Origin of the sequence: Paraburkholderia sp. SUR17, from assembly GCF_029536165.1 — a bacterium.
GTDB classification, from domain to species: domain Bacteria; phylum Pseudomonadota; class Gammaproteobacteria; order Burkholderiales; family Burkholderiaceae; genus Paraburkholderia; species Paraburkholderia kururiensis.
Genome location: NZ_CP120509.1, coordinates 1,970,325 through 1,989,272, shown reverse-complemented (window position 1 = coordinate 1,989,272; position 18,948 = coordinate 1,970,325). Strand labels below are relative to the sequence as shown.

Here is an 18,948-nt window from a genome sequence, read left to right as displayed (position 1 = left end):
CTGTGAGGCCATGAACCACTCTACGCATGCCGCGTGCGCGAGACGCTCCGCAGCTTGCGGTTTCATTCGGCGGCGACCGGCGTGCCGAACACCGTGGTCGTGCTGACGAACGAGAGCACGCCGAGCTCCGTCTGCTCCGTCCGCCGTCTACTCCGTCTACGCAGCGGCACGGCGATCTTATCGAGCATGGCGGTTGCTCGTCGTTGCGGTCGGCGACCACGGAATGCGATGCCGACATGCGAAGCGAGGCAGAGGCCAGTGTGCTCATGGTCGCCATGATGACCCAAGCCCGCGGCGCGACCATCACCTCGAAGGTCATGGTTTGTCTGCGGCATGTGTGAGTCGTGCCGCAGGTCCGCCGCCGATTGTTCGGGTCATCCGGCCAATGTATTCGTGATGGACACATTTATCGCCGCGCCGCGTCGGGATAGATTCACACCGTCTTACTGCATATGCACGGAACCCCTCGCGTTCCCTGTACCCACTTACGCATTTTCGAAGGAAACGATCATGAGCAAGCTGACTGGCAAAGTCGCCGTGGTGACCGGCGCATCGAAGGGCATTGGCGCGGGCATCGCGAAGGCGCTGGCTGCCGAAGGCGCTTCGGTAGTGGTCAATTACGCATCCAGCAAGGCCGGCGCAGACGCCGTCGTGGACGCCATCATCACCGCAGGCGGTAAAGCAGTCGCCGTAGCGGGCGACGTGTCGAAGGCCGCGGACGCCGAGCGTATCGTCAACACCGCAGTCGAAACCTATGGTCGCCTCGATGTCCTCGTGAACAACTCGGGCGTGTATTCCTTTGCGCCCCTCGAAGAGATCGACGAAGCGCATTTTCACCGGCAGTTCGATATCAACGTGCTAGGCCTGCTGCTGACCACCAAGGCCGCCTCGAAGCATCTGGGCGAAGGGGCTAGCATCGTGAACGTGAGTTCGGTGGTGACGCGCATTACGCCGGCGTACACCACCGTCTACTCGGCCACGAAGGGCGCGGTGGATGCCGCGACCAGTTCGCTTGCGAAGGAACTTGGGCCGCGCAAGATTCGCGTGAATGCCGTGAATCCGGGGCTCATCGAGACCGAAGGCACGCATGCGGCCTCCGTGATCGGCTCCGACATGGAGAGCAGCGTGCTCGCGCAGACGCCGCTTGGCCGCATCGGCCAGCCCGACGACATCGCGCGCGTGGTGGTGTTCCTCGCCTCCGACGATTCGCGCTGGATCACGGGCGAGCATCTGAACGCGAGCGGCGGCGTGCGCTGATCTTTCACGGCGGGCGTGTGTGCGCGGTCCAACACGGTCTGCCCGTTCACACGCTCTGCCGGGCGTTGCACCCACAGTCGTAAAGAAAGAAAAAAGACCCGCAGGGCAGGTGCCCATGCGGGTCGCAAATCCACTACGCGTGGAGGATGAGCTGTTCTTCTGCGCGTGCCAGCAAGCGCGTATTTAGAAGCGCGTACGAATGCCGCCCGTCACCTCGACCTGGTTGTTCGAGCCGAACGTGCTGCCCACCGTATAGCCGCCATGCAGGCGCATGTAGTCGCCGGCCAGGTACACTTCCGTGCGCTTCGAGAAGTGATAGAACACCGAACCGTACAGCGTCTCCTTGAAGCCGTTGTGCAGCCCCGAGGCGGGATCAAACGTGCCGAGGTTCGCGTTCGGAATGTCGCCGTCCGAGTTGTATGCCGCGTTGTGCACGCGCATCTGCTGGTAGCCGAGTTCGTAGTCGAGCGGGCCCTTCGGTGAAAGCTTGAACGACACGGTCCATGCGTTGTCCTGACGCTGGCCGAGCGAGCCTTGATCGCCCCAGTAACGGAAGTAGCCGGCGTTGGCCCGCAGAATGCCGAACGTGTAGTTGCCGCCCACCGAGAAGCTCTGGTTCGCGAAGCCCTGCTTGTTCACGTGGCTGTAGAACGTGGACACGGCAAAGGCGTCGCCGTTGTAGCCCAGTGCGCCCTGATACACCGAATTGAGACCGAAGCTCGTCTGGTTGCCGAACGCGTAGCCCGCCGACGCGAAGATGCCGTTGTTGAAGAGCTTCTTCCACGCGAGGCCGTTCGAATAACGCGTGCCTGTGGGCCCGGCCGCGTAGAAGATCATCTGCTTGAAGTTGTTCGAGTTGGTCCAGCCGCCTTCTTCCAGTGAAAGTTTCGACGAACCGTACGCGTCGCCATAGATGGCCGATGCGTCGCGCGCAATCGTGTTCTGGAAGCCCGCCGTGATCTTGCCGAACGTATCGTTCTGCAGACCTACCCATGCGTCGCGGTCGAACAGCTGACCCGGATCTTCCATCTGCCCGTCCGCCACGCGGTATTCCGCTTCAAGCCGGAAGATCACCTGCGTGCCGCCGCCAATGTCTTCCGCGCCGCGCATCCCGAAGCGGCTGCCGCTGAACCACGGCTCGCCGCCAATGCCCATGCCGATGACGTGATTGCCGTTCGCGTCGGCATGCGACTGGTAGGTCGGCACGCTCAAGTCCATGAGCCCATAGAGCTGGACGCTCGATTGCGCGTATGCGCTGCCTGCCGCGAACGCGACCGTCGCCGGTACCGCCAATGCGAGATGCTTCTTCCTCACGATCGTCTCCTCATTCACTGCGTTGAAATGGATGAATGGGGCCGATTCTCGCGGGGGGAAACCTTCACGCCACTTTCACGACGTGCGCGTCCACGCCTGGTGAAAACACCGAGGGCATGCGGGGCGGAAAGTGAGGGAAAGCGGAAAGAAATAATCGTAACGACGGCTTGTTACGATCCTATCAGTCGATGTAGGATGCATGCGAGCAAACCGTCAATTTCTGTTTTGCATTGCACAAGATCAGGTCGTGACGATGTCCGAAAGTCCCTCTTTGCCGCTGTCCGTCATCGCGTTGCATCGCGGTTCTGCCGCACATGGCGAACGCAATCCCGGCGTGCCGTTCGACGCCGGCTGGTTCGACAGCCTGCGGGTGAATGCGTCGGCGGTGGAACGCCGTACCGCGACGCTCGCCACGCGCCGCACCGTCAAGAAAGACGCCCAGGCCGCGTGGCTGCTCAAGGCCATCACGTGCATCGACCTCACCACGCTCAACGGCGACGACACCGAAGGCCGCGTGCGCAGGCTCTGCGCGAAGGCGCGCCATCCCGTGCGCGACGACATTCTGGAAGCGCTTGGCATGGCTTCCGCCGGCATCACGACAGGCGCCGTGTGTGTCTATCACCGCTTCGTCGCAGCGGCTGTCGACGCGCTCGAGGGCAGCGGCATTCCGGTCGCGGCCGTGTCCACGGGCTTTCCCGCAGGGCTCACGCCGCATGAATTGAAGCTCAAAGAAATCGAAGCGTCTGTGGCGGATGGCGCTGCGGAAATCGACATCGTCGTCACGCGCGAACACGTGCTCACGGGCAACTGGCGCGCGCTCTACGACGAAGTGCGCGACTTTCGCGCCGCCTGCGGCCGCGCGCATCTGAAGGCCATTCTCGCCACCGGCGACATCCGCACGCTGTCCAACGTGGCGCGTGCGTCGATGGTCTGCATGATGGCCGGCGCCGATTTCATCAAGACCTCCACCGGCAAGGAAGGCGTGAATGCCACGCTCGACGTGTCGCTCGTGATGGTGCGCATGATCCGCGAGTATCTCGCGCGCACGGGCTTCGCAATCGGCTTCAAGCCGGCGGGCGGGGTGTCGAGCGCGAAGTCCGTGCTCTCGTATCAGATCCTGATGAAAGAGGAACTGGGCCGCGAATGGCTCGAACCGGCGCTCTTTCGCATTGGCGCATCGAGCCTGCTCGCCGACATCGAACGGCAGCTCGAACACCACGTGAGCGGCCGTTATTCGGCCTTCCATCGTCATCCGCTCGCATGAGCGCCTAACCAACACGACGACCACGCCTGCCCGAATCACCCACCATGACCATGAGCGTAGCGGAGTATTTTTCATCGATGGCCTACGGCCCCGCCCCTGAGGACGACGGTCCTGTGCGCGCCTGGCTCGCGCAGCACGAGGCCGGGTTCGGCCATTTCATCGGCGGCGCGTGGCGCGCGCCGGTCGAAGGCGAGCGCTTTGCCACTCACGCACCCGCCACCGGCGAATTGCTTGCGCACGTCGCGCAGGGCAGCGCGGCCGACATCGACGCCGCCGTGGCAAGCGCACGTGCCGCGCAGCCAGCATGGCAGGCGCTGGGCGGCCCTGGCCGCGCGCGACATCTCTACGCACTCGCACGCATGGTGCAGCGGCACAGCCGGCTCTTCGCCGTGCTCGAATCGCTCGACAACGGCAAGCCCATTCGCGAGACGCGCGACATCGACGTGCCGCTCGTCGCGCGTCACTTCCTGCATCACGCGGGTTGGGCGCAGCTTCAGGAAACGGAGTTCGCCGAGTGGGCGCCGCTCGGTGTGATCGGTCAGATCGTGCCGTGGAATTTTCCGCTGCTGATGCTGGCCTGGAAGATTGCGCCGGCGCTTGCCATGGGCAACTGCGTCGTGCTCAAGCCCGCCGAATACACGCCGCTCACGGCGCTGCTGTTCGCGGAACTGGCGCAGCGTGCCGGCTTGCCCGCGGGTGTGCTCAACGTCGTGACAGGCGACGGACGCACGGGCGCGGCGCTCGTCGAACATCGCGGCGTGGACAAGATCGCGTTCACGGGGTCCACCGAAGTGGGCCGGCAGATCCGCGTGGCCACGGCGGGCTCGGGCAAGGCGCTCACGCTGGAGTTGGGCGGCAAGTCGCCGTTCATCGTGTTCGACGACGCGGACCTCGACGGCGCCGTGGAAGGCGTGGTGGACGCCATCTGGTTCAACCAGGGCCAGGTGTGCTGCGCGGGCTCGCGCCTGCTCGTGCAGGAAGGCATCGAAGCGCGTTTCGTCGAGAAGCTCAAGCGCCGCATGGCGACGCTTCGTGTGGGGCCGTCGCTGGAGAAGAGCATCGACATTGGCGCGATCGTGGACGACGTGCAACTGCAACGCATTCGCGCGCTCGTGGAACGCGGGCGCGCCGAGGGTTGCGATATCTGGCAGCCGCCGCACGTGGAGATGCCGCGAGAAGGCTGCTATTACCCGCCTACGCTCGTCACGGGCGTGGGCAGTGCATCGGTGCTCGCACAGGAGGAAATCTTCGGCCCGGTGCTGGTGACCATGAGCTTTCGCACGCCCGACGAAGCGGTGGCGCTCGCGAACAACACGCGCTATGGCCTCGCCGCAAGCGTATGGAGCGAGACCATTGGCCGCGCGCTCGACGTCGCGCCGAAGCTTGCTTGCGGTGTGGTCTGGGTGAACGCGACGAACCTCTTCGACGCGGCCGTCGGCTTCGGCGGCTATCGCGAGTCGGGCTTCGGCCGCGAGGGTGGACGCGAGGGCATTTACGAATACCTCCAGCCGCGCGCATGGCTCACGCTTGCGAAACGGCCGGCACAGCAGCAGGCCGTTCTCGCGCATGCCGTGGCGGTAGAAGACGACGCAGACGAAGACAGCGAGCACCCGGCTTCCACGACGACCGCCGTGATCGACCGCACGCCGAAGCTCTTCATCGGCGGCAAGCAGGTGCGGCCCGACAGCGGCTATTCGTTGCCAGTGCATGCGCCGGACGGCCGCGTGGTAGGCGAGGTGGGCGCGGGCAACCGCAAGGACATCCGCAACGCCGTGGCCGCGGCGCGCGCGGCGCAAGGATGGTCGAACGCGACGGCGCACAACCGCGCCCAGGTGCTCTACTACCTCGCGGAAAACCTGGCCGTACGCGGGGAGGAGTTCGCGCATCAGCTCGTGCAGCGCAACGGTGCGTCTGCCGACGCGGCACAGGCCGAAGTGGACGCGGCGGTCACGCGGCTTTTCACCTATGCTGCGTGGGCCGACAAGTTCGACGGCGCCGTGCACACGCCGCCAATGCGCGGCGTGGCGCTGGCGATGCACGAGCCGCTCGGTGTAATCGGCGTAGCGTGCCCGGACGAAACGCCGCTGCTCGCGCTCGTGTCGCTCGCTGGGCCTGCGCTTGCGATGGGTAATCGCGTCGTGCTGCTGCCGGGCGAAACGGCGCCGCTTGTCGCGACGGACTTCTATCAGGTGGTGGAAACGTCGGACGTGCCGGCTGGTGTGCTGAATATCGTGACGGGCGAGCGCAGCGCGTTGCTGCCCGCGCTCGTGCGTCACGACGACGTGGACGCGGTATGGTGCTTCGGCAGTGCGGCGGGTGCGGCGCTCGTGGAGCGCGAGTCGGCGGGCAATCTGAAGCGCACGTTCGTGGACCACGGGCGCGTCTTCGACTGGTTCGACCGCGCGAGCGAAGGCCTGCCGTTCCTGCACGAGGCGGTGCAGGTGAAGAACGTCTGGATTCCTTATGGAGACTGAGTGCGGCGCAGGTTTCACGGTTGGGCCTCGCGTGCCCGATGCGCCGTCTGATTGCCAGGCAGACTGAATAAACCGAACAAACCGAAAAACCGAACAGAGAGTAGGAGACAAACGTGCTGAAGAATCTCGACCCGCTTCTGAGTGCCGACGTGCTGCATGCGCTTGCGTCGATGGGCCACGGTGACGAAGTGGTGATCTGCGATGCGAACTTTCCCGCCGATTCGGTCGCGCGCGCCACGGTGCTCGGCAAGCTGCTGCGGCTCGACGGCGTGGACTCTGCGCGCGCCATTCGCGCCGTGCTCTCGGTGCTGCCGCTCGACACGTTCGTCGACGATCCTGCGCTGCGCATGGAAGTGGTCGGCGAACCGAACACCATTCCGGCCGTTCAGCGCGAGGCACAGGCCGAAGTGAACGCAGCCGAAGGGCGCGACGTGCCGTTCGCTTCCATCGAACGCTTTGCCTTCTACGAGCGCGCCCGCAAGGCCTACTGCGTGATTGCCACGGGCGAGCAGCGCGGCTACGGCTGCTTCGTATTCAAGAAGGGCGTGCTGCTCGCGCCGGATGTCCCGTCGCAGGCCAGCGCGGGGAACCGGTCATGAATGCGCCGGCAACGCAGCCGCGCGGCCCGGGTGGACCAGCCGGACCAGGGATCGCCCGCGTGGTGATTCTCGGCATCTACGTGACGGACCTCACGTTCCGTGCGAGCCGCATGCCGCTGCTCGGCGAAACCATTGCGGGCACGGCGTTCAAGATGGGGCCGGGCGGCAAGGGTTCGAACCAGGCGGTGGCCGCGGCGCGCGCGGGCGCGGACGTGGTGTTCTGCACGCGCATCGGCAACGACGCCTTCGGTGCCATTGCACGTTCGACGTGGACCGCCGAAGGCATCACGGCGCGCGTGCCCGCAGTGGCGGACGGCGTATCGACGGGTGCAGCTCACATTTTCGTGGACGACGCGACGGGGCAGAACGCGATCATCGTCGCGGCCGGCGCGGCCGATCAGCTCTGCGCCGCGGACGTGGACGCCATCGAAGCCGATATCGCCGCCGCGCGCGTGTTCGTCACGCAACTCGAACAACCGGTGGCGGCTGCGCGTCGCGGGCTCGAACTGGCGCGCCGGCATGGCGTGACGACCGTGTTCAATCCCGCGCCCGCCATGCCGTTCGACGACGACCTCTACGCGCTGTGCGACTACATCACGCCCAACGAGACCGAGGCGGCCACGCTCACGGGCATGGCCGTCGAGAGCGTCGACGATGCGCGGCGTGCCGCCGACGCGCTGCTCGCCAAAGGCGTCGGCACCGCGATCATCACGCTGGGCGAGAAGGGCGCGCTCTTGCATTCGGCCACGCGGTCGGTGCTGCTCCCGGCGTTTCAGTGCGGACGCGTGGTGGAAACGGCTGGTGCCGGCGACGGCTTCACGGGCGGCTTCGCGGCAGCGCTCGCGCGCGGCGAAGATGCGCTGTCGGCGGTGCGCTTTGGCTGCGCGCTCGCGGGCATTTCGGTGACGCGTCCGGGCACGGCGCCTTCCATGCCGACGCTCGATGAAGTGAATCGCGTGCTTGCGCAAACGGGCGAGGCTTCGCACGTGCATTGAACCGCGCTGCGCCTCACGCGCGGTGTCATCGTCAAAGGAGTGGTGGTTGCGATGAAGCGTTCGTTTTCGCCGGGAGCGTTGCTCAAAGACCGGCAGTTGAATTTCCTGCTCACCGTGAACGTGCTCGTCGTGCTGGTGGCGACGTTCCTCTCGCACGGGCAGTTCGTGAGCCTCGACAATCTGCAGTCCATGGGCGGCCAGTTGCCCGAACTCGGCCTGCTCGCGCTCGGCATCATGCTTTCCATGATCTCGGGCAACGGCGGCATCGACCTTTCGGGCGTGGGGCTCGCCAACCTCTCGGGCATGATCGCGGCGCTCGTGGTGCCCAGGTTCGTGAGCGGCGACGACCAGCCGGGTCTCTACACGGCGCTCTTCTGCGTCATCGTGATTGCAATGGGGTTCGTGGGCGGCTTGCTGAACGGCATCGTGATCGCGCGGCTGCGGCTCACACCGATTCTCTGCACGCTCGGCACGCAACTCCTGTTCACGGGTATCGCGGTGGTGCTGAGCAACGGCGCCTCGGTGCACGTGGACTATGTCGAACCGCTCTCCGACATCGGCAACGGCACGGTCTGGCAGGTGCCCATTTCGTTCTGCATCTTCATCGCGGCCGTGCTCTTGCTGGGCTGGATCGCGAAGCGCTCGCCGTTCGGACTCAGGCTCTACCTGATGGGCACGAATCCGAAGGCTGCCTTCTATGCGGGCATTCCACGCGACCGCATGCTGATTGCCACCTACACGATGTGCGGTGTGCTCGCATCGCTGGCGGGGCTCATCAGCGTGACGCACACCCTGAGCGCGAAGTGGGATTACGGCAACTCGTATCTGCTCATCGCCATCCTGATTGCGGTGATGGGCGGCGTGAACCCGGCGGGCGGCTATGGGCGCATTGTCTGCGTGTTCTTCGCCGCGACGGTGCTGCAATTTCTCGCGAGCCTCTTCAATCTGCTCGGCGTGTCGCAGTTCTTCGGCGACTGCGCCTGGGGCTTCCTGCTGCTGCTTTCGCTGGCGTTCGCCGGCGAGGCGCGCGTGCGCTCCATGTTCGGTTTCGTCGCGCCTCGCCGACGCAGCGCCGATAGCGGCAGCAGCGGCAGCGTGCGGACCGACTGACACGCGACTGACACCATCGATCTTCGCAGTCCACAACCAACCATAAAGGAGACATTGCATGAAACCCACTCGACTCGCCGCCGCGCTGACGGCAGCCGCGCTCGCCACGGGCATGATCGCCGCGGCCCACGCCGCGAACGAGACCATCGTCACGGTCGTGAAGGTGACGGGCATCAACTGGTTCAATCGCATGGACGACGGTGTGAAGCAGTTCGCGAAAGAGAACCCCGGCGTCACCGCTTATCAGACTGGCCCCGGCCGCGCCGATGCGGCGCAGCAGCTCAAGATCATCGAAGACCTGATCGCGAAGAAGGTCACGGCCATCGCCGTGGTGCCGTACGACCCGCCTACGCTGGAGCCGGCGCTCAAGAAGGCGATGGACCGCGGCATCAAGGTGGTCACGCATGAGGCCGACAACGAGAAGAACACGATGGTGGACATCGAAGCGTTCGACAACACCGCTTATGGCGCGGCGCTCAACGAGCGGCTCGCGGCGTGCATGCACAACGAAGGCAAGTGGGCCGTGCTGGTGGGGTCGCTCGGCAGCCGCTCGCAGGTGCAGTGGGCCGATGGCGGCATCGGCAATGCGAAGGCGAAGTATCCGAAGATGGATCTTGTGGAGCCGAAGCTCGAAACCAACAACGACGGCGAGCACGCCTATGAGGTCGCGAAGGAAGTGCTGCGCAAGCACCCGGACCTGAAGGGCTTCCAGGGTTCGTCGTCGCTCGACGTGATCGGTATTGGCCGCGCTGTCGAAGAAGCGGGCCTGCAGGGCAAGATCTGCGTCTACGGCACGGGCCTGCCCACGGAGGCCGGCAAATTCCTCGAAAGCGGCGCCATCAACGGCATCGCGTTCTGGGACCCGAAGCTCGCCGGGCTCGCCATGAACAAGGTCGCGAAGATGCTGATCGACGGCAAGACGGTGGAAAACGGTGCGGACCTCGGCATTCCGGGCTACACGAAGGTGACGGTCTCGAAGGGACCGGGCAAGGGCATCATCGTGCGCGGCCAGGGCTGGGTGAGCGTGGACAAGACGAACTACAAGCAGTATCCGTTCTGACATGAATGCGCCCACGTCTGCTCCGCACTTTCTCGAGGTGACCGGCATCCACAAGCGGTTCACCGGCGTGCATGCGCTGCGCGGTGTGAGCCTCGCCTTCCGGCGCGGCGAGATCTATCACCTGCTCGGCGAGAACGGCTGCGGCAAGAGCACCCTGATCAAGATCATTTCCGGCGCGCAGCCGCCCGACGAGGGCGAACTGATCGTCGAGGGCGTCCGTCACGCGCGGCTTACGGCGTTGCAGGCGCTCGCGGCGGGCATCGAAACGGTCTATCAGGATCTCTCGCTCCTGCCCAACATGAGCGTGGCGGAGAACGTGGCGCTCACGTCCGAGCTGGCCGATCACGACGGCCGGCTCGCCCGCACCTTCGACCGCCGCGCGCTCGCGCGCACGGCGGCGCGTGCGCTCGAAGCGGTGGGGCTGCCCGGCGACGCCGCGTTTCAGGCGACGCTCGTCGAGCAACTGCCGCTCGCCACACGGCAACTCGTGGCGATTGCGCGCGCGATTGCGAGCGAGGCGAAGTTCGTCATCATGGACGAGCCCACCACGTCGCTCACGCAGAAGGAAGTGGACAACCTGATCGGCGTGCTCGGCCAGTTGCGCGCGCACGGCGTGACGGTGCTGTTCGTGAGCCACAAGCTCGACGAATGCTATGCGATTGGCGGCGAAGTGATCGTGCTGCGCGACGGCCAGAAGATGGCGCAAGGGCCCATCACGCAGTACACGAAAGCGCAGTTGAGCGAGCTGATGACGGGCCGCCACCTCACGAGCGAACGCTATCGTGAGGGCGAGGTGGGCAGCGATCAAGTGCTCGACGTGAAAGCGCTCACACGCGCGGGCCAGTTCGCCGACGTCTCGTTCTCGCTGCGCGCGGGCGAGATTCTCGGTGTGACGGGTCTGCTCGACTCGGGCCGTAACGAACTCGCGCGGGCGCTTGCCGGTGTGGCACCGGCGCAGTCGGGGCAGATCGTGCTGGACGGCAAGCGCATTACGGTGCGCACGCCGTCGGACGCGAAGCAGCACCGCATCGGCTACGTGCCCGAAGATCGCCTGAACGAAGGGCTCTTTCTCGACAAGCCGATTCGCGACAACGTGATCACCGCAATGATTTCGAGCCTGCGCGACCGCTTCGGTCAGATTGACCGTGCGCGCGCCGACGCGCTCGCGCGGCAGACCGTGGACGACCTGCAGATCGCGACGCCTGGTATCGACAAGCCCGTGCAGTCGCTTTCGGGCGGCAACCAGCAGCGCGTGCTGATTGGCCGGTGGCTCGCCATCGACCCGCGCGTGCTGATCCTGCACGGCCCCACGGTGGGCGTGGACGTGGGCTCGAAGGACATCATCTACCGCATCATGCAGCGGCTCGCGCAAAGCGGCATCGGCATCATCCTGATCAGCGACGACCTGCCCGAGCTGTTGCAGAACTGCGACCGCATCCTGCTTATGAAGAAGGGGCGTGTCGCGAACGAATACCGTGCCGACCAGCTGACGGAAGCGGATCTGTATCACGCGCTGTTGTCGGAGGCCGCCTGACATGCCACCCAGTGTTCCCTCGCAGATGAACCACACCTTGACTCCACCCGCCGCCGACGACGCTCAGCCTGCCGTGAAGCACGGCTGGCGTGTGGTGCTCGCGCGTCAGCCTGAATGGTTCACGGCGGCGCTGATCGTCGTGACGTGCGGCGTGGTGGGCGCGATCAACCCGCGCTTCTTCCAGTTCGCCACGCTCTTCGACCTGCTGCACTCGGCCACCACGGTCTCGCTCTTCGCGCTCGGCACGCTCGTGGTGCTGGCCTCGGGCGGCATCGACGTGTCGTTCACGGCGATTGCGGCGCTCACCATGTACTCGATCACGAAGGCCGTGTTCGCCTGGTGGCCCGACGCGCCGTTCGTGCTGATTCTCGTGTGCGGCGCGGTGGGCGGCGTGCTGCTCGGGCTCGTGAACGGGCTGCTCGTGCATCGGTTGAAGGCGCCGTCGCTGATCGTCACGATCGGCACGCAGTATTTGTACCGCGGGCTGCTGCTCACCTTCGTGGGCACCACGTTCTTCATGAACATTCCGCACAGCATGGATCACTTCGGACGCATTCCGCTCGTGTTCTATCGCACGGCGGATGGCCTGCGCGCGGTGCTGCCGGTCTCGGTACTCGCGCTCGTGATGGCGGCCGTGCTCACGTGGTGGCTGCTCAACCGCACGATGATGGGCCGCGCCGTCTATGCGATGGGCGGCAGCCTCGCGATTGCCGAGCGCCTCGGCTACAACCTGCGCGCGGTGCATCTGTTCGTGTTCGGCTACACGGGCATGCTGGCCGGCATTGCGGGCATCCTGCACGTGTCGAACAACCGGCTCGCCAATCCGTTCGATCTGGTGGGTTCGGAACTCGACGTGATCGCGGCCGTGATTCTGGGCGGCGCAAGGATTACGGGCGGCACGGGCAGCGTGATGGGCACGCTGCTGGGCGTGGTGCTGGTGACGCTGATCAACAGCGTGCTGATTCTGGTGGGCGTGCCGAGCACCTGGCAGAAGGTGATTATCGGCGCGTTCATTCTGCTGGCCGGCGTGCTGTTCGCGTGGCGGCGGGGGAGTTGAAGCGAGGTTAATGGATGGGCAATTGAAGCAGGGCAACTGAAGCAGAGGACGGCTGGCGGCGCGGCGCTTCGAGTCCAGCCGTACCCCGGCTGCGCCGCAACCGCGCATTACCGCTTGATGGCCTGTTGCCCCTTCTCGGTGATCACGGAGTCGAACTCGCCGAGCTGCGAGAAACGCACCGCTTTCACGGCGCCGAACTTGCTCGAATCCACCACGAGGTGGCGTTCCACGGCGCTCGCCATGGCGGCCTGCTTGATGGCGACTTCATGGAAGTTCCAGCAGGTCACGCCGCGCGCCTCGTCTACGCCGCCCGCTGAAATGAAGGCCTTGTTGATGCCCATGCGGCGCAGCATCTCGAGGCTTTCGTCGCCCGCGAACGAATCCGACGACGGCACGTACACGCCGCCCAGCAGGATCATGCGCACGTTCGGCTTGCGCCGCAAAATCTCCGCGATGTTGAGCGAGTAGCAGACCACCGTCACCTGGAGGTCCGCGGGAATCAGCCGGGCGAGCGTGGTGAGCGTGGTGCCGCAATCCACGAACAGAGTTTCGTTGCTGGCCATGAGCTTCGCCGCGTGCGCCGAGGCCTCGGCTTTGGCCTGCGAGAAGTGATCTTTCTCGGCGTCGAGCGAGTAGCCGGGCGTGTTCGGCACGTCGGTGGCGCTCACGATGTAGCCGCCCAGATACGTGAAGCGCTCGGGGTTGGCGGCCACGTCGCGCCGCACCGTCATCTCTGAAACCTCGAGCAGCGCAGCCGCGTCGCGCAGCCGCATCACGTTCTGTTTCGCCAGCGCCTGGCTGAGTACGCGCAGGCGTTCGTCCTTGAGCATGGGGATCCTTGCGCACCATGCGCGCCGGCCCGGGAACACGGCCACACGATGCGTTATGTTTCGTTCGAATTCGTGAAAGGATTATAACAAGCGGACGTGCGTGCGATGCCCGTGGGTTTTCCCTGCGTCGTTTCTTGAAGCGCTGTTCTTGCCGGCTACCGGCCAGGGATTGCCCGCCTCGCGCCGCATCTGCCTGGAAATCCTGGAAATGGCTTCCGATCGGACATATGCTGACCCCACACGCTGCTGGAACTGACATGACCCGCAAGAGGTCACCTGCTATTTCCCCTTTTTCAGGAGCCTTCAATGACGCGACCCATCGACTCCCTGGTGATTTTCATCGCCCGCGTGGCGCTCTCCATTCTGTTTTTGTGGAGCGGCGCGATGAAGCTGCTGGGGTACGCGGGTTTCGTCAGCTATCTGCACGCGAAGGGCGTGCCGTTCGTGCAGGTAGGCGCGCCGATTGCTGTGGCAGTAGAGGTGCTCGGTGGACTCGCGCTCGTGCTGGGCGTGAAGATTCGCGCACTGGGCCTCGTGATGGCGGTCTACACGATCGTCACCGCGATATTCGGACATGACTTCTGGAACGTCACCGACGCCGCGCTGCAACGCGACATGGTGATCCACTTCTGGAAGAACGTGGCGATTGCGGGAGGCTTTCTGCTGCTGTTCGTGACAGGCGCGGGGCGCATCAGCGTGGATGGAGCGCGTGCGCCGCGTTCGGGCCTGTCGGGATAAACGAACCGTTTCCCGAAGGAGGGCGCATTTGATACAGAACTTCGACCACACCATGGGCGGCCAGCTCGTGCAGCTCTGCGCGAGCATTGGCCAGGAGCCTGCGAACCGCGTGATCATCAGCCTCGCCGATTCGGCGAAGACGCTGGTCGTGTTCGACGCGTCGGGCGTGATCGGCACGCTGAAGGCGGAACTGGAAGATCCGGAACAGCTCATCGCCGACGCCATCCGCAAGGCGAAGGACGATGGGCTGATCGAGCGCGCCATCGCGACCGGCGCGATTCAGGAGGCGCGGCTTTGAGAAGCCGGCGCAGGTAAGGCGGGGCGCAGGTCAGGAGTTGCGCAACGCGCTGCGGCTTGCGGCGCCGCTCGTGGCAGACGGCGCGGTATGGCTCGCTTCGGGCCGCGGATGCACGACGCAGGCGAGCGCGGCGCCAATCATCAGCAGCACAACCGAAACGGCTGTCTCCACGTGCAGTCCGCTCACGATGTGCGCCGCTTCCGCACCGCCCGCGAGCGCGCCGAAGGCTGCCACACCGGCCGCGCCACCGGCCTGGCGCGCGGTGTTGAGGACCGCTGAGGCTGTTCCGGCGCGCGCGGGCTCCACGGAGGCGAGCACCGCGGTGGTCATGGCCGGCACGGCGAGGCCCATCCCCGACGGAATCAGCAGGAACGGCACGAGCACCGCCGCGAGCGGCGTGGCGCCGTCCACGAAATGCAGCAGACCGTAGCCGAGCGCGGCGATCAGCGCGCCTGCGATCATCGGCACACGCGAGCCGTAGTGCGCCACTACCCAGCCGCTCGCAACGTTCGACATCAGAAAGCCCCCCGTGAGCGGCAGGAACGCGAGGCCCGCCTGCAAGGCCGTGTCGCCGCGCACGCGCTGCAGATACAGACCCAGCACGAACACCGTGCCGTAATAGGTGAGGTTGACGCACACGCCGAACAGCACGGCCGCACTGAAGGTGCGGTTGCGGAAGAACCCGAGCGGCAGCATGGGCGTGGCGGCGCGCGCTTCCACGCGGACGAACGCGAGCGCCGCAACCACGGCGAGCACGAAACCGCCCACCACGGCGGGATGCGCGAAGCCCAGCGGCCGCCACTCGATCACGGCGCCCGTGAAGGCGGTCAGTGTGACGACGGCGAGCAGCTGGCCGCGCAGATCCAGCCCGCGCGGAACGATGCCCGCAGGGTTGGCCGCCGATGTCGGCGTTTGCCGGACCATCGGGCGCTCGGGCAGCCACGCGAACGTAGCGACAAGCCCCGCCGCGCAGAGCGGCAGGTTGACGAGGAAGATGCTGCGCCAGTCGAAGGCGGCAATCAGCATGCCGCCCACCACCGGGCCCGCCGCAATCGAGATGGAGCCCGCCGCCGTCCACAGACCCACGGCGCGTGCGCGCAGCGTGCGCTCGTGGCCGCACGCGTGATTGAGGAGCGCCAGCGAATTCGGCAGCATGGCCGCCGCGCCGGCGCCTTGCAGCGCACGCGCGGCAACGAGCGTCGCGGCGTTGGTGGCGAGCCCGCAGGCGAGCGAGGCAAGCGCGAAGATCCCAATGCCAACGGCATACATGCGCCGCGCGCCGAAGCGGTCGCCGAGCACGCCGGCCGAGAGCATGAGCACCGCGAACACAAGCGTGTAGGCGTCGACCACCCATTGCAGGCCCGCTACGTCGGCGTGCAGGTCGGTGCCGAGTCGCGCAAGCGCGATGTTCACGATGGTCACGTCGAGCTGCGTGACGACGAAGCCGACGCTCACGGTCGCGACAATGCGCGCGAGCGTGGGCGTAAATGAGGGCCTGGGGTCAGGGAGGTGGGGGAGGTGGGGTGTCGTGTTCATGACCCCATCGTAGGCGGTACGGCGCGCGCGATGTTTCGCGCTGACCTGAAGTGTGGATGAAGGTCGGGCGCCCGCCATGCGAGCGCCTCGGCCCTGCTGCTTCAGCGCTCGAGGATCAACGCGCCACGCGCGCGTCCTTGATGAAGAGCGCGGTGACGGCGCCCACCACGCAGAGCGTCGCCACATAGAAGGCCGGCGCCATCGGCTCCGACTTCATCAGCAGCGACACCACGATCGGCGTGAGGCCGCCGAACACCGCATAGGCGACGTTGTACGAAAACGAGATGCCCGAGAAGCGCACCACGGGCGGGAATGCCTTGACCATCACGAACGGCACCGCGCCGATCGTACCGACGAAAAAGCCCGTTACCGCGTAGAGCGGCACGAGCATCGACAGGTCGGTGCCGATCTGACGGAACATTGCGTAGTAGAGCGCCGCGAGCGCGAGGCAGCCCACGATCAGCGTTGGGCGCGCGCCGATGCGGCCCGCCATCGTGCCGCTCACAATGCAGCCCGCCGTCAGGCACAGCGTGGCGACGCTGTTGGCGAACAGCGAGGTGGCGGCGTCCACGTGAAACTGCTTCTGGAGCAGCGTGGGCGTCATCAGGATCACGACGACGATGGCGGCCGAGAGCATCCACGTGAGCAGCATCGAGACGATCACAGCCCGCCCGTGGTCGCGCAGCACGGCTTTGAGCGGAATTTCGGCGGCGAGCGTTTTGCGGGCTTTCATCTCCGCGAACACCGGTGTTTCATGCAGCCAACGGCGCAGCCACACCGAAAAGAGGCCAAACACGCCGCCCAGCAGGAACGGCAGACGCCACGCGTAGCCCGAGATTTCGGCCGGCGCGAAATGGCGATTCACCGCGGCCGCGACGAGCGAGCCCAGCAGGATGCCGGCCGTGAGGCCCGAGGTGAGCGTGCCGCACGCATAGCCGATATGCCGCGACGGCACGTGCTCGGAGACGAACACCCACGCGCCGGGCACCTCGCCGCCCACGGCCGCGCCTTGCAGCACGCGAAAGAGAAGCAGCAGCACCGGTGCCATCACGCCGATCGTCGCGTAGGTGGGCAGCAGACCCATCATCAGCGTGGGCAGGGACATCAACAGCACGGAGAGCGTGAACATGCGCTTGCGGCCCAGCAGGTCGCCGAAGTGCGCCATGACGATGCCGCCCAGCGGCCGCGCGAGATAACCGGCCGCGAAGATGCCGAAGGTCTGCAACTGGCGCAGCCAGTCGGGAATGGACGGCGGAAAGAACAGTTGCCCGATGGCAGGCGCGAAGAACACGAAGATGATGAAGTCGTAGAACTCGAGCGCGCCGCCCAGTGCGGCGAGGCCGAGCGTCTTGTAGTCGGCGCCCGTGAGTGCGCGGGCAGGAGCGGGCGTGGCGACGCCCAGGTCGGTTGCTTGCATGGCCGAATAATCGTTGGAATGAAAGGTCACGCATTGCGCGTGGCGTGTAGCGGTGCTCGGGCGGGTTGAAGCCCGAAAAAGGCGCGGGTCGGCACGAGGCGGCACGCGCTGTACGCCCGGGTAGGGCGGCAGAGCGGAGGCCAACCCGCGATTTTACAGGATGTAAGTGGGAGCTTCGGAGTGTGGGTGTGGGTGCAAGGCGGCGGGGCCAAGAACGACGGCCCCAGAACGACGGCCCCGCCGCGGGCCTCGATGACAAGCGTTGTTGCGGGGGGCCGCAGCCTGCCTGAAGGGGGCCGAGGGGACGAAGCGGCACCTGTGCCGCCGACGCGATGCCCCCGGCCGCTTCCTTCAGATCTGCGGCAACGCCGGACGCGTTTCGATGGCGTGGCGGATCAGCGTCTCCACGGCTTCGCGTTCCGCGCCGGCGAGCGGCAGGCGCGGCGGACGCACGGGCTCGGTGCCCAGACCCACGATGGCTTCCGCGAGCTTGATGTTCTGCACGAGCTTGGCCGACACGTCGAGCGCAAGCAGCGGCGCGAACCAGCGGTACAGCGTGCGCGCTTCTTCGAGGCGCCCCGCGCGGATCAACCGGTAGATCGCCACGGTCTCGTGCGGAAACGCGCACACCAGACCTGCCACCCAGCCGTGGGCGCCCATCAGCATCGCTTCCATGGCCAGGTTGTCGACGCCGCACAGAATCGCGTAGCGGTCGCCCACCACGTTGATCAGGTCCGTGACGCGCCGCACGTCGCCGCACGATTCCTTGATGGCGACGATCTTCGCTTCGTCCGCGATCTCGGCGAACATTTCCGGCGTCATGTCCACGCCGTAGGCGAGCGGGTTGTTGTAGATCATGAGCGGCAGCGGGCTCGCGTCCGCCACCATGCGGAAGTGGTTGAGCGTTTCGCGCCGGTCCGAGAGGTAGCGCAGGCCCGGCAGCACCATGTAGCCCGCGGCGCCGTGTTTTGCGCCCGCTTCGGCCTGGCGGCAGCCGTCCAGCGTGCTGTTTTCCGCGATGGTGAGCAGCACCGGCACGCGGCCACGCGAGGCGTCCACGGCGATGTCGAGCACCTCCAACTTCTCGTCGAGCGAGAGCGTGGACGCTTCGCCCAGCGACCCGCACACGATGATGCCGTCCACGCCCGCGTCGATTTGCGCCTCGATGTTCTTCTTCGTCCACGCACGGTCTATGCTGAAATCCGCGTTGAACTTGGTAGTGACTGCGGGCATGACGCCTTGCCAGATATGTGCCACGACGGCTCTCCTCATGTGATCGATGGGTTGCAGTTTAAGCAGCAGCGCGATGGGCGTCTTGCGTCATTCGCGCATCGCGCATGACGATTTCCGCACAGCCCGCGGGAGTCGGCCCGGCGCCCTTGCCGTATCGGTGCATTGTGCAGAAATCGTCATGCCGGGCGCGCAACGCCACCAAGACGCGCGGCAAGCGGGTTCCTACCATCAG

General features: G+C 65.9%; 17 protein-coding genes. 11 read left to right on the top strand and 6 right to left on the bottom strand.

All coding sequences use genetic code 11. From position 1 onward, the window contains the following. Window positions 1-62 precede the first annotated feature (62 nt). Window positions 63-188, bottom strand: coding sequence for a hypothetical protein (locus P2869_RS26205; RefSeq protein ID WP_277599934.1), 126 nt, complete (start codon window positions 186-188; stop codon window positions 63-65). Between the two features lie 322 nt (window positions 189-510). Between P2869_RS26205 and P2869_RS26200 the strand changes: the two genes are divergently transcribed. Then, on the top strand, window positions 511-1,257 hold the full coding sequence (locus P2869_RS26200) for a glucose 1-dehydrogenase (protein WP_017775418.1): 747 nt from the start codon (window positions 511-513) through the stop codon (window positions 1,255-1,257). A 183-nt stretch (window positions 1,258-1,440) separates the two neighbouring features. Here P2869_RS26200 and P2869_RS26195 read toward each other — a convergent pair whose 3' ends face one another. Beyond that, window positions 1,441-2,604, bottom strand: a complete 1,164-nt coding sequence (locus P2869_RS26195) for a porin (RefSeq protein ID WP_176049070.1) — start codon at window positions 2,602-2,604, stop codon at window positions 1,441-1,443. Between the two features lie 220 nt (window positions 2,605-2,824). Here P2869_RS26195 and deoC point away from each other — a divergent pair, with 220 nt between their 5' ends. From deoC to P2869_RS26155, 8 genes are all read left to right on the top strand, one after another. Further along, window positions 2,825-3,835 carry a deoxyribose-phosphate aldolase gene (gene deoC, locus P2869_RS26190; RefSeq protein ID WP_277598407.1) on the top strand — a complete coding sequence of 337 codons (1,011 nt, stop codon included), beginning with the start codon at window positions 2,825-2,827 and terminating at the stop codon, window positions 3,833-3,835. A gap of 50 nt (window positions 3,836-3,885) precedes the next feature. Beyond that, window positions 3,886-6,309: an aldehyde dehydrogenase family protein gene (locus P2869_RS26185; protein WP_277599853.1), complete on the top strand. Its 2,424-nt coding sequence runs from the start codon at window positions 3,886-3,888 to the stop codon at window positions 6,307-6,309. Between the two features lie 113 nt (window positions 6,310-6,422). Next, entirely contained in the window at window positions 6,423-6,908 is a 486-nt protein-coding gene (locus P2869_RS26180; protein ID WP_277598406.1) for an RbsD/FucU family protein, read from the top strand. Continuing rightward, window positions 6,905-7,903 (top strand): ribokinase, encoded by a 999-nt coding sequence (gene rbsK, locus P2869_RS26175; protein WP_277598405.1) that lies wholly within the window; start codon window positions 6,905-6,907, stop codon window positions 7,901-7,903. The genes P2869_RS26180 and rbsK overlap by 4 nt, the downstream gene beginning before the upstream one ends. A gap of 51 nt (window positions 7,904-7,954) precedes the next feature. Further along, on the top strand, window positions 7,955-9,013 hold the full coding sequence (locus P2869_RS26170; protein ID WP_017775424.1) for an ABC transporter permease: 1,059 nt from the start codon (window positions 7,955-7,957) through the stop codon (window positions 9,011-9,013). Window positions 9,014-9,071: 58 nt separating this feature from the next. Beyond that, a complete protein-coding gene (locus P2869_RS26165) occupies window positions 9,072-10,073 on the top strand; it encodes an autoinducer 2 ABC transporter substrate-binding protein (protein ID WP_017775425.1) in 1,002 nt (333 codons plus the stop codon). A 1-nt stretch (window position 10,074) separates the two neighbouring features. After that, the gene (locus P2869_RS26160; RefSeq protein WP_277598404.1) at window positions 10,075-11,607 is read left to right on the top strand and encodes a sugar ABC transporter ATP-binding protein; all 1,533 of its coding nucleotides are present in this window, start codon (window positions 10,075-10,077) and stop codon (window positions 11,605-11,607) included. Between the two features lies 1 nt (window position 11,608). Continuing rightward, complete coding sequence (locus P2869_RS26155; RefSeq protein ID WP_277598403.1) at window positions 11,609-12,664, top strand: ABC transporter permease; 1,056 nt, start codon at window positions 11,609-11,611, stop codon at window positions 12,662-12,664. Window positions 12,665-12,771: 107 nt separating this feature from the next. Here the strand turns inward: P2869_RS26155 and P2869_RS26150 are convergent, their stop codons facing one another. After that, window positions 12,772-13,494: a DeoR/GlpR family DNA-binding transcription regulator gene (locus tag P2869_RS26150; RefSeq protein WP_277598402.1), complete on the bottom strand. Its 723-nt coding sequence runs from the start codon at window positions 13,492-13,494 to the stop codon at window positions 12,772-12,774. A gap of 306 nt (window positions 13,495-13,800) precedes the next feature. Here P2869_RS26150 and P2869_RS26145 point away from each other — a divergent pair, with 306 nt between their 5' ends. Together P2869_RS26145 and P2869_RS26140 are read left to right on the top strand one after the other, a co-directional pair. After that, window positions 13,801-14,232, top strand: coding sequence for a DoxX family protein (locus P2869_RS26145; RefSeq protein ID WP_017775429.1), 432 nt, complete (start codon window positions 13,801-13,803; stop codon window positions 14,230-14,232). 28 nt (window positions 14,233-14,260) lie between these two features. Continuing rightward, window positions 14,261-14,530 carry a hypothetical protein gene (locus P2869_RS26140; protein ID WP_017775430.1) on the top strand — a complete coding sequence of 90 codons (270 nt, stop codon included), beginning with the start codon at window positions 14,261-14,263 and terminating at the stop codon, window positions 14,528-14,530. A gap of 30 nt (window positions 14,531-14,560) precedes the next feature. Here P2869_RS26140 and P2869_RS26135 read toward each other — a convergent pair whose 3' ends face one another. The 3 genes from P2869_RS26135 to P2869_RS26125 form a co-directional block, all read right to left on the bottom strand. Further along, window positions 14,561-16,066 carry an MFS transporter gene (locus P2869_RS26135; protein WP_277598401.1) on the bottom strand — a complete coding sequence of 502 codons (1,506 nt, stop codon included), beginning with the start codon at window positions 16,064-16,066 and terminating at the stop codon, window positions 14,561-14,563. Window positions 16,067-16,181: 115 nt separating this feature from the next. Continuing rightward, the gene (locus tag P2869_RS26130) at window positions 16,182-17,483 is read right to left on the bottom strand and encodes an MFS transporter (RefSeq protein WP_277598400.1); all 1,302 of its coding nucleotides are present in this window, start codon (window positions 17,481-17,483) and stop codon (window positions 16,182-16,184) included. Window positions 17,484-17,834: 351 nt separating this feature from the next. Beyond that, window positions 17,835-18,740, bottom strand: coding sequence for a dihydrodipicolinate synthase family protein (locus P2869_RS26125; RefSeq protein WP_277598399.1), 906 nt, complete (start codon window positions 18,738-18,740; stop codon window positions 17,835-17,837). Between the last annotated feature and the right edge of the window lie 208 nt (window positions 18,741-18,948).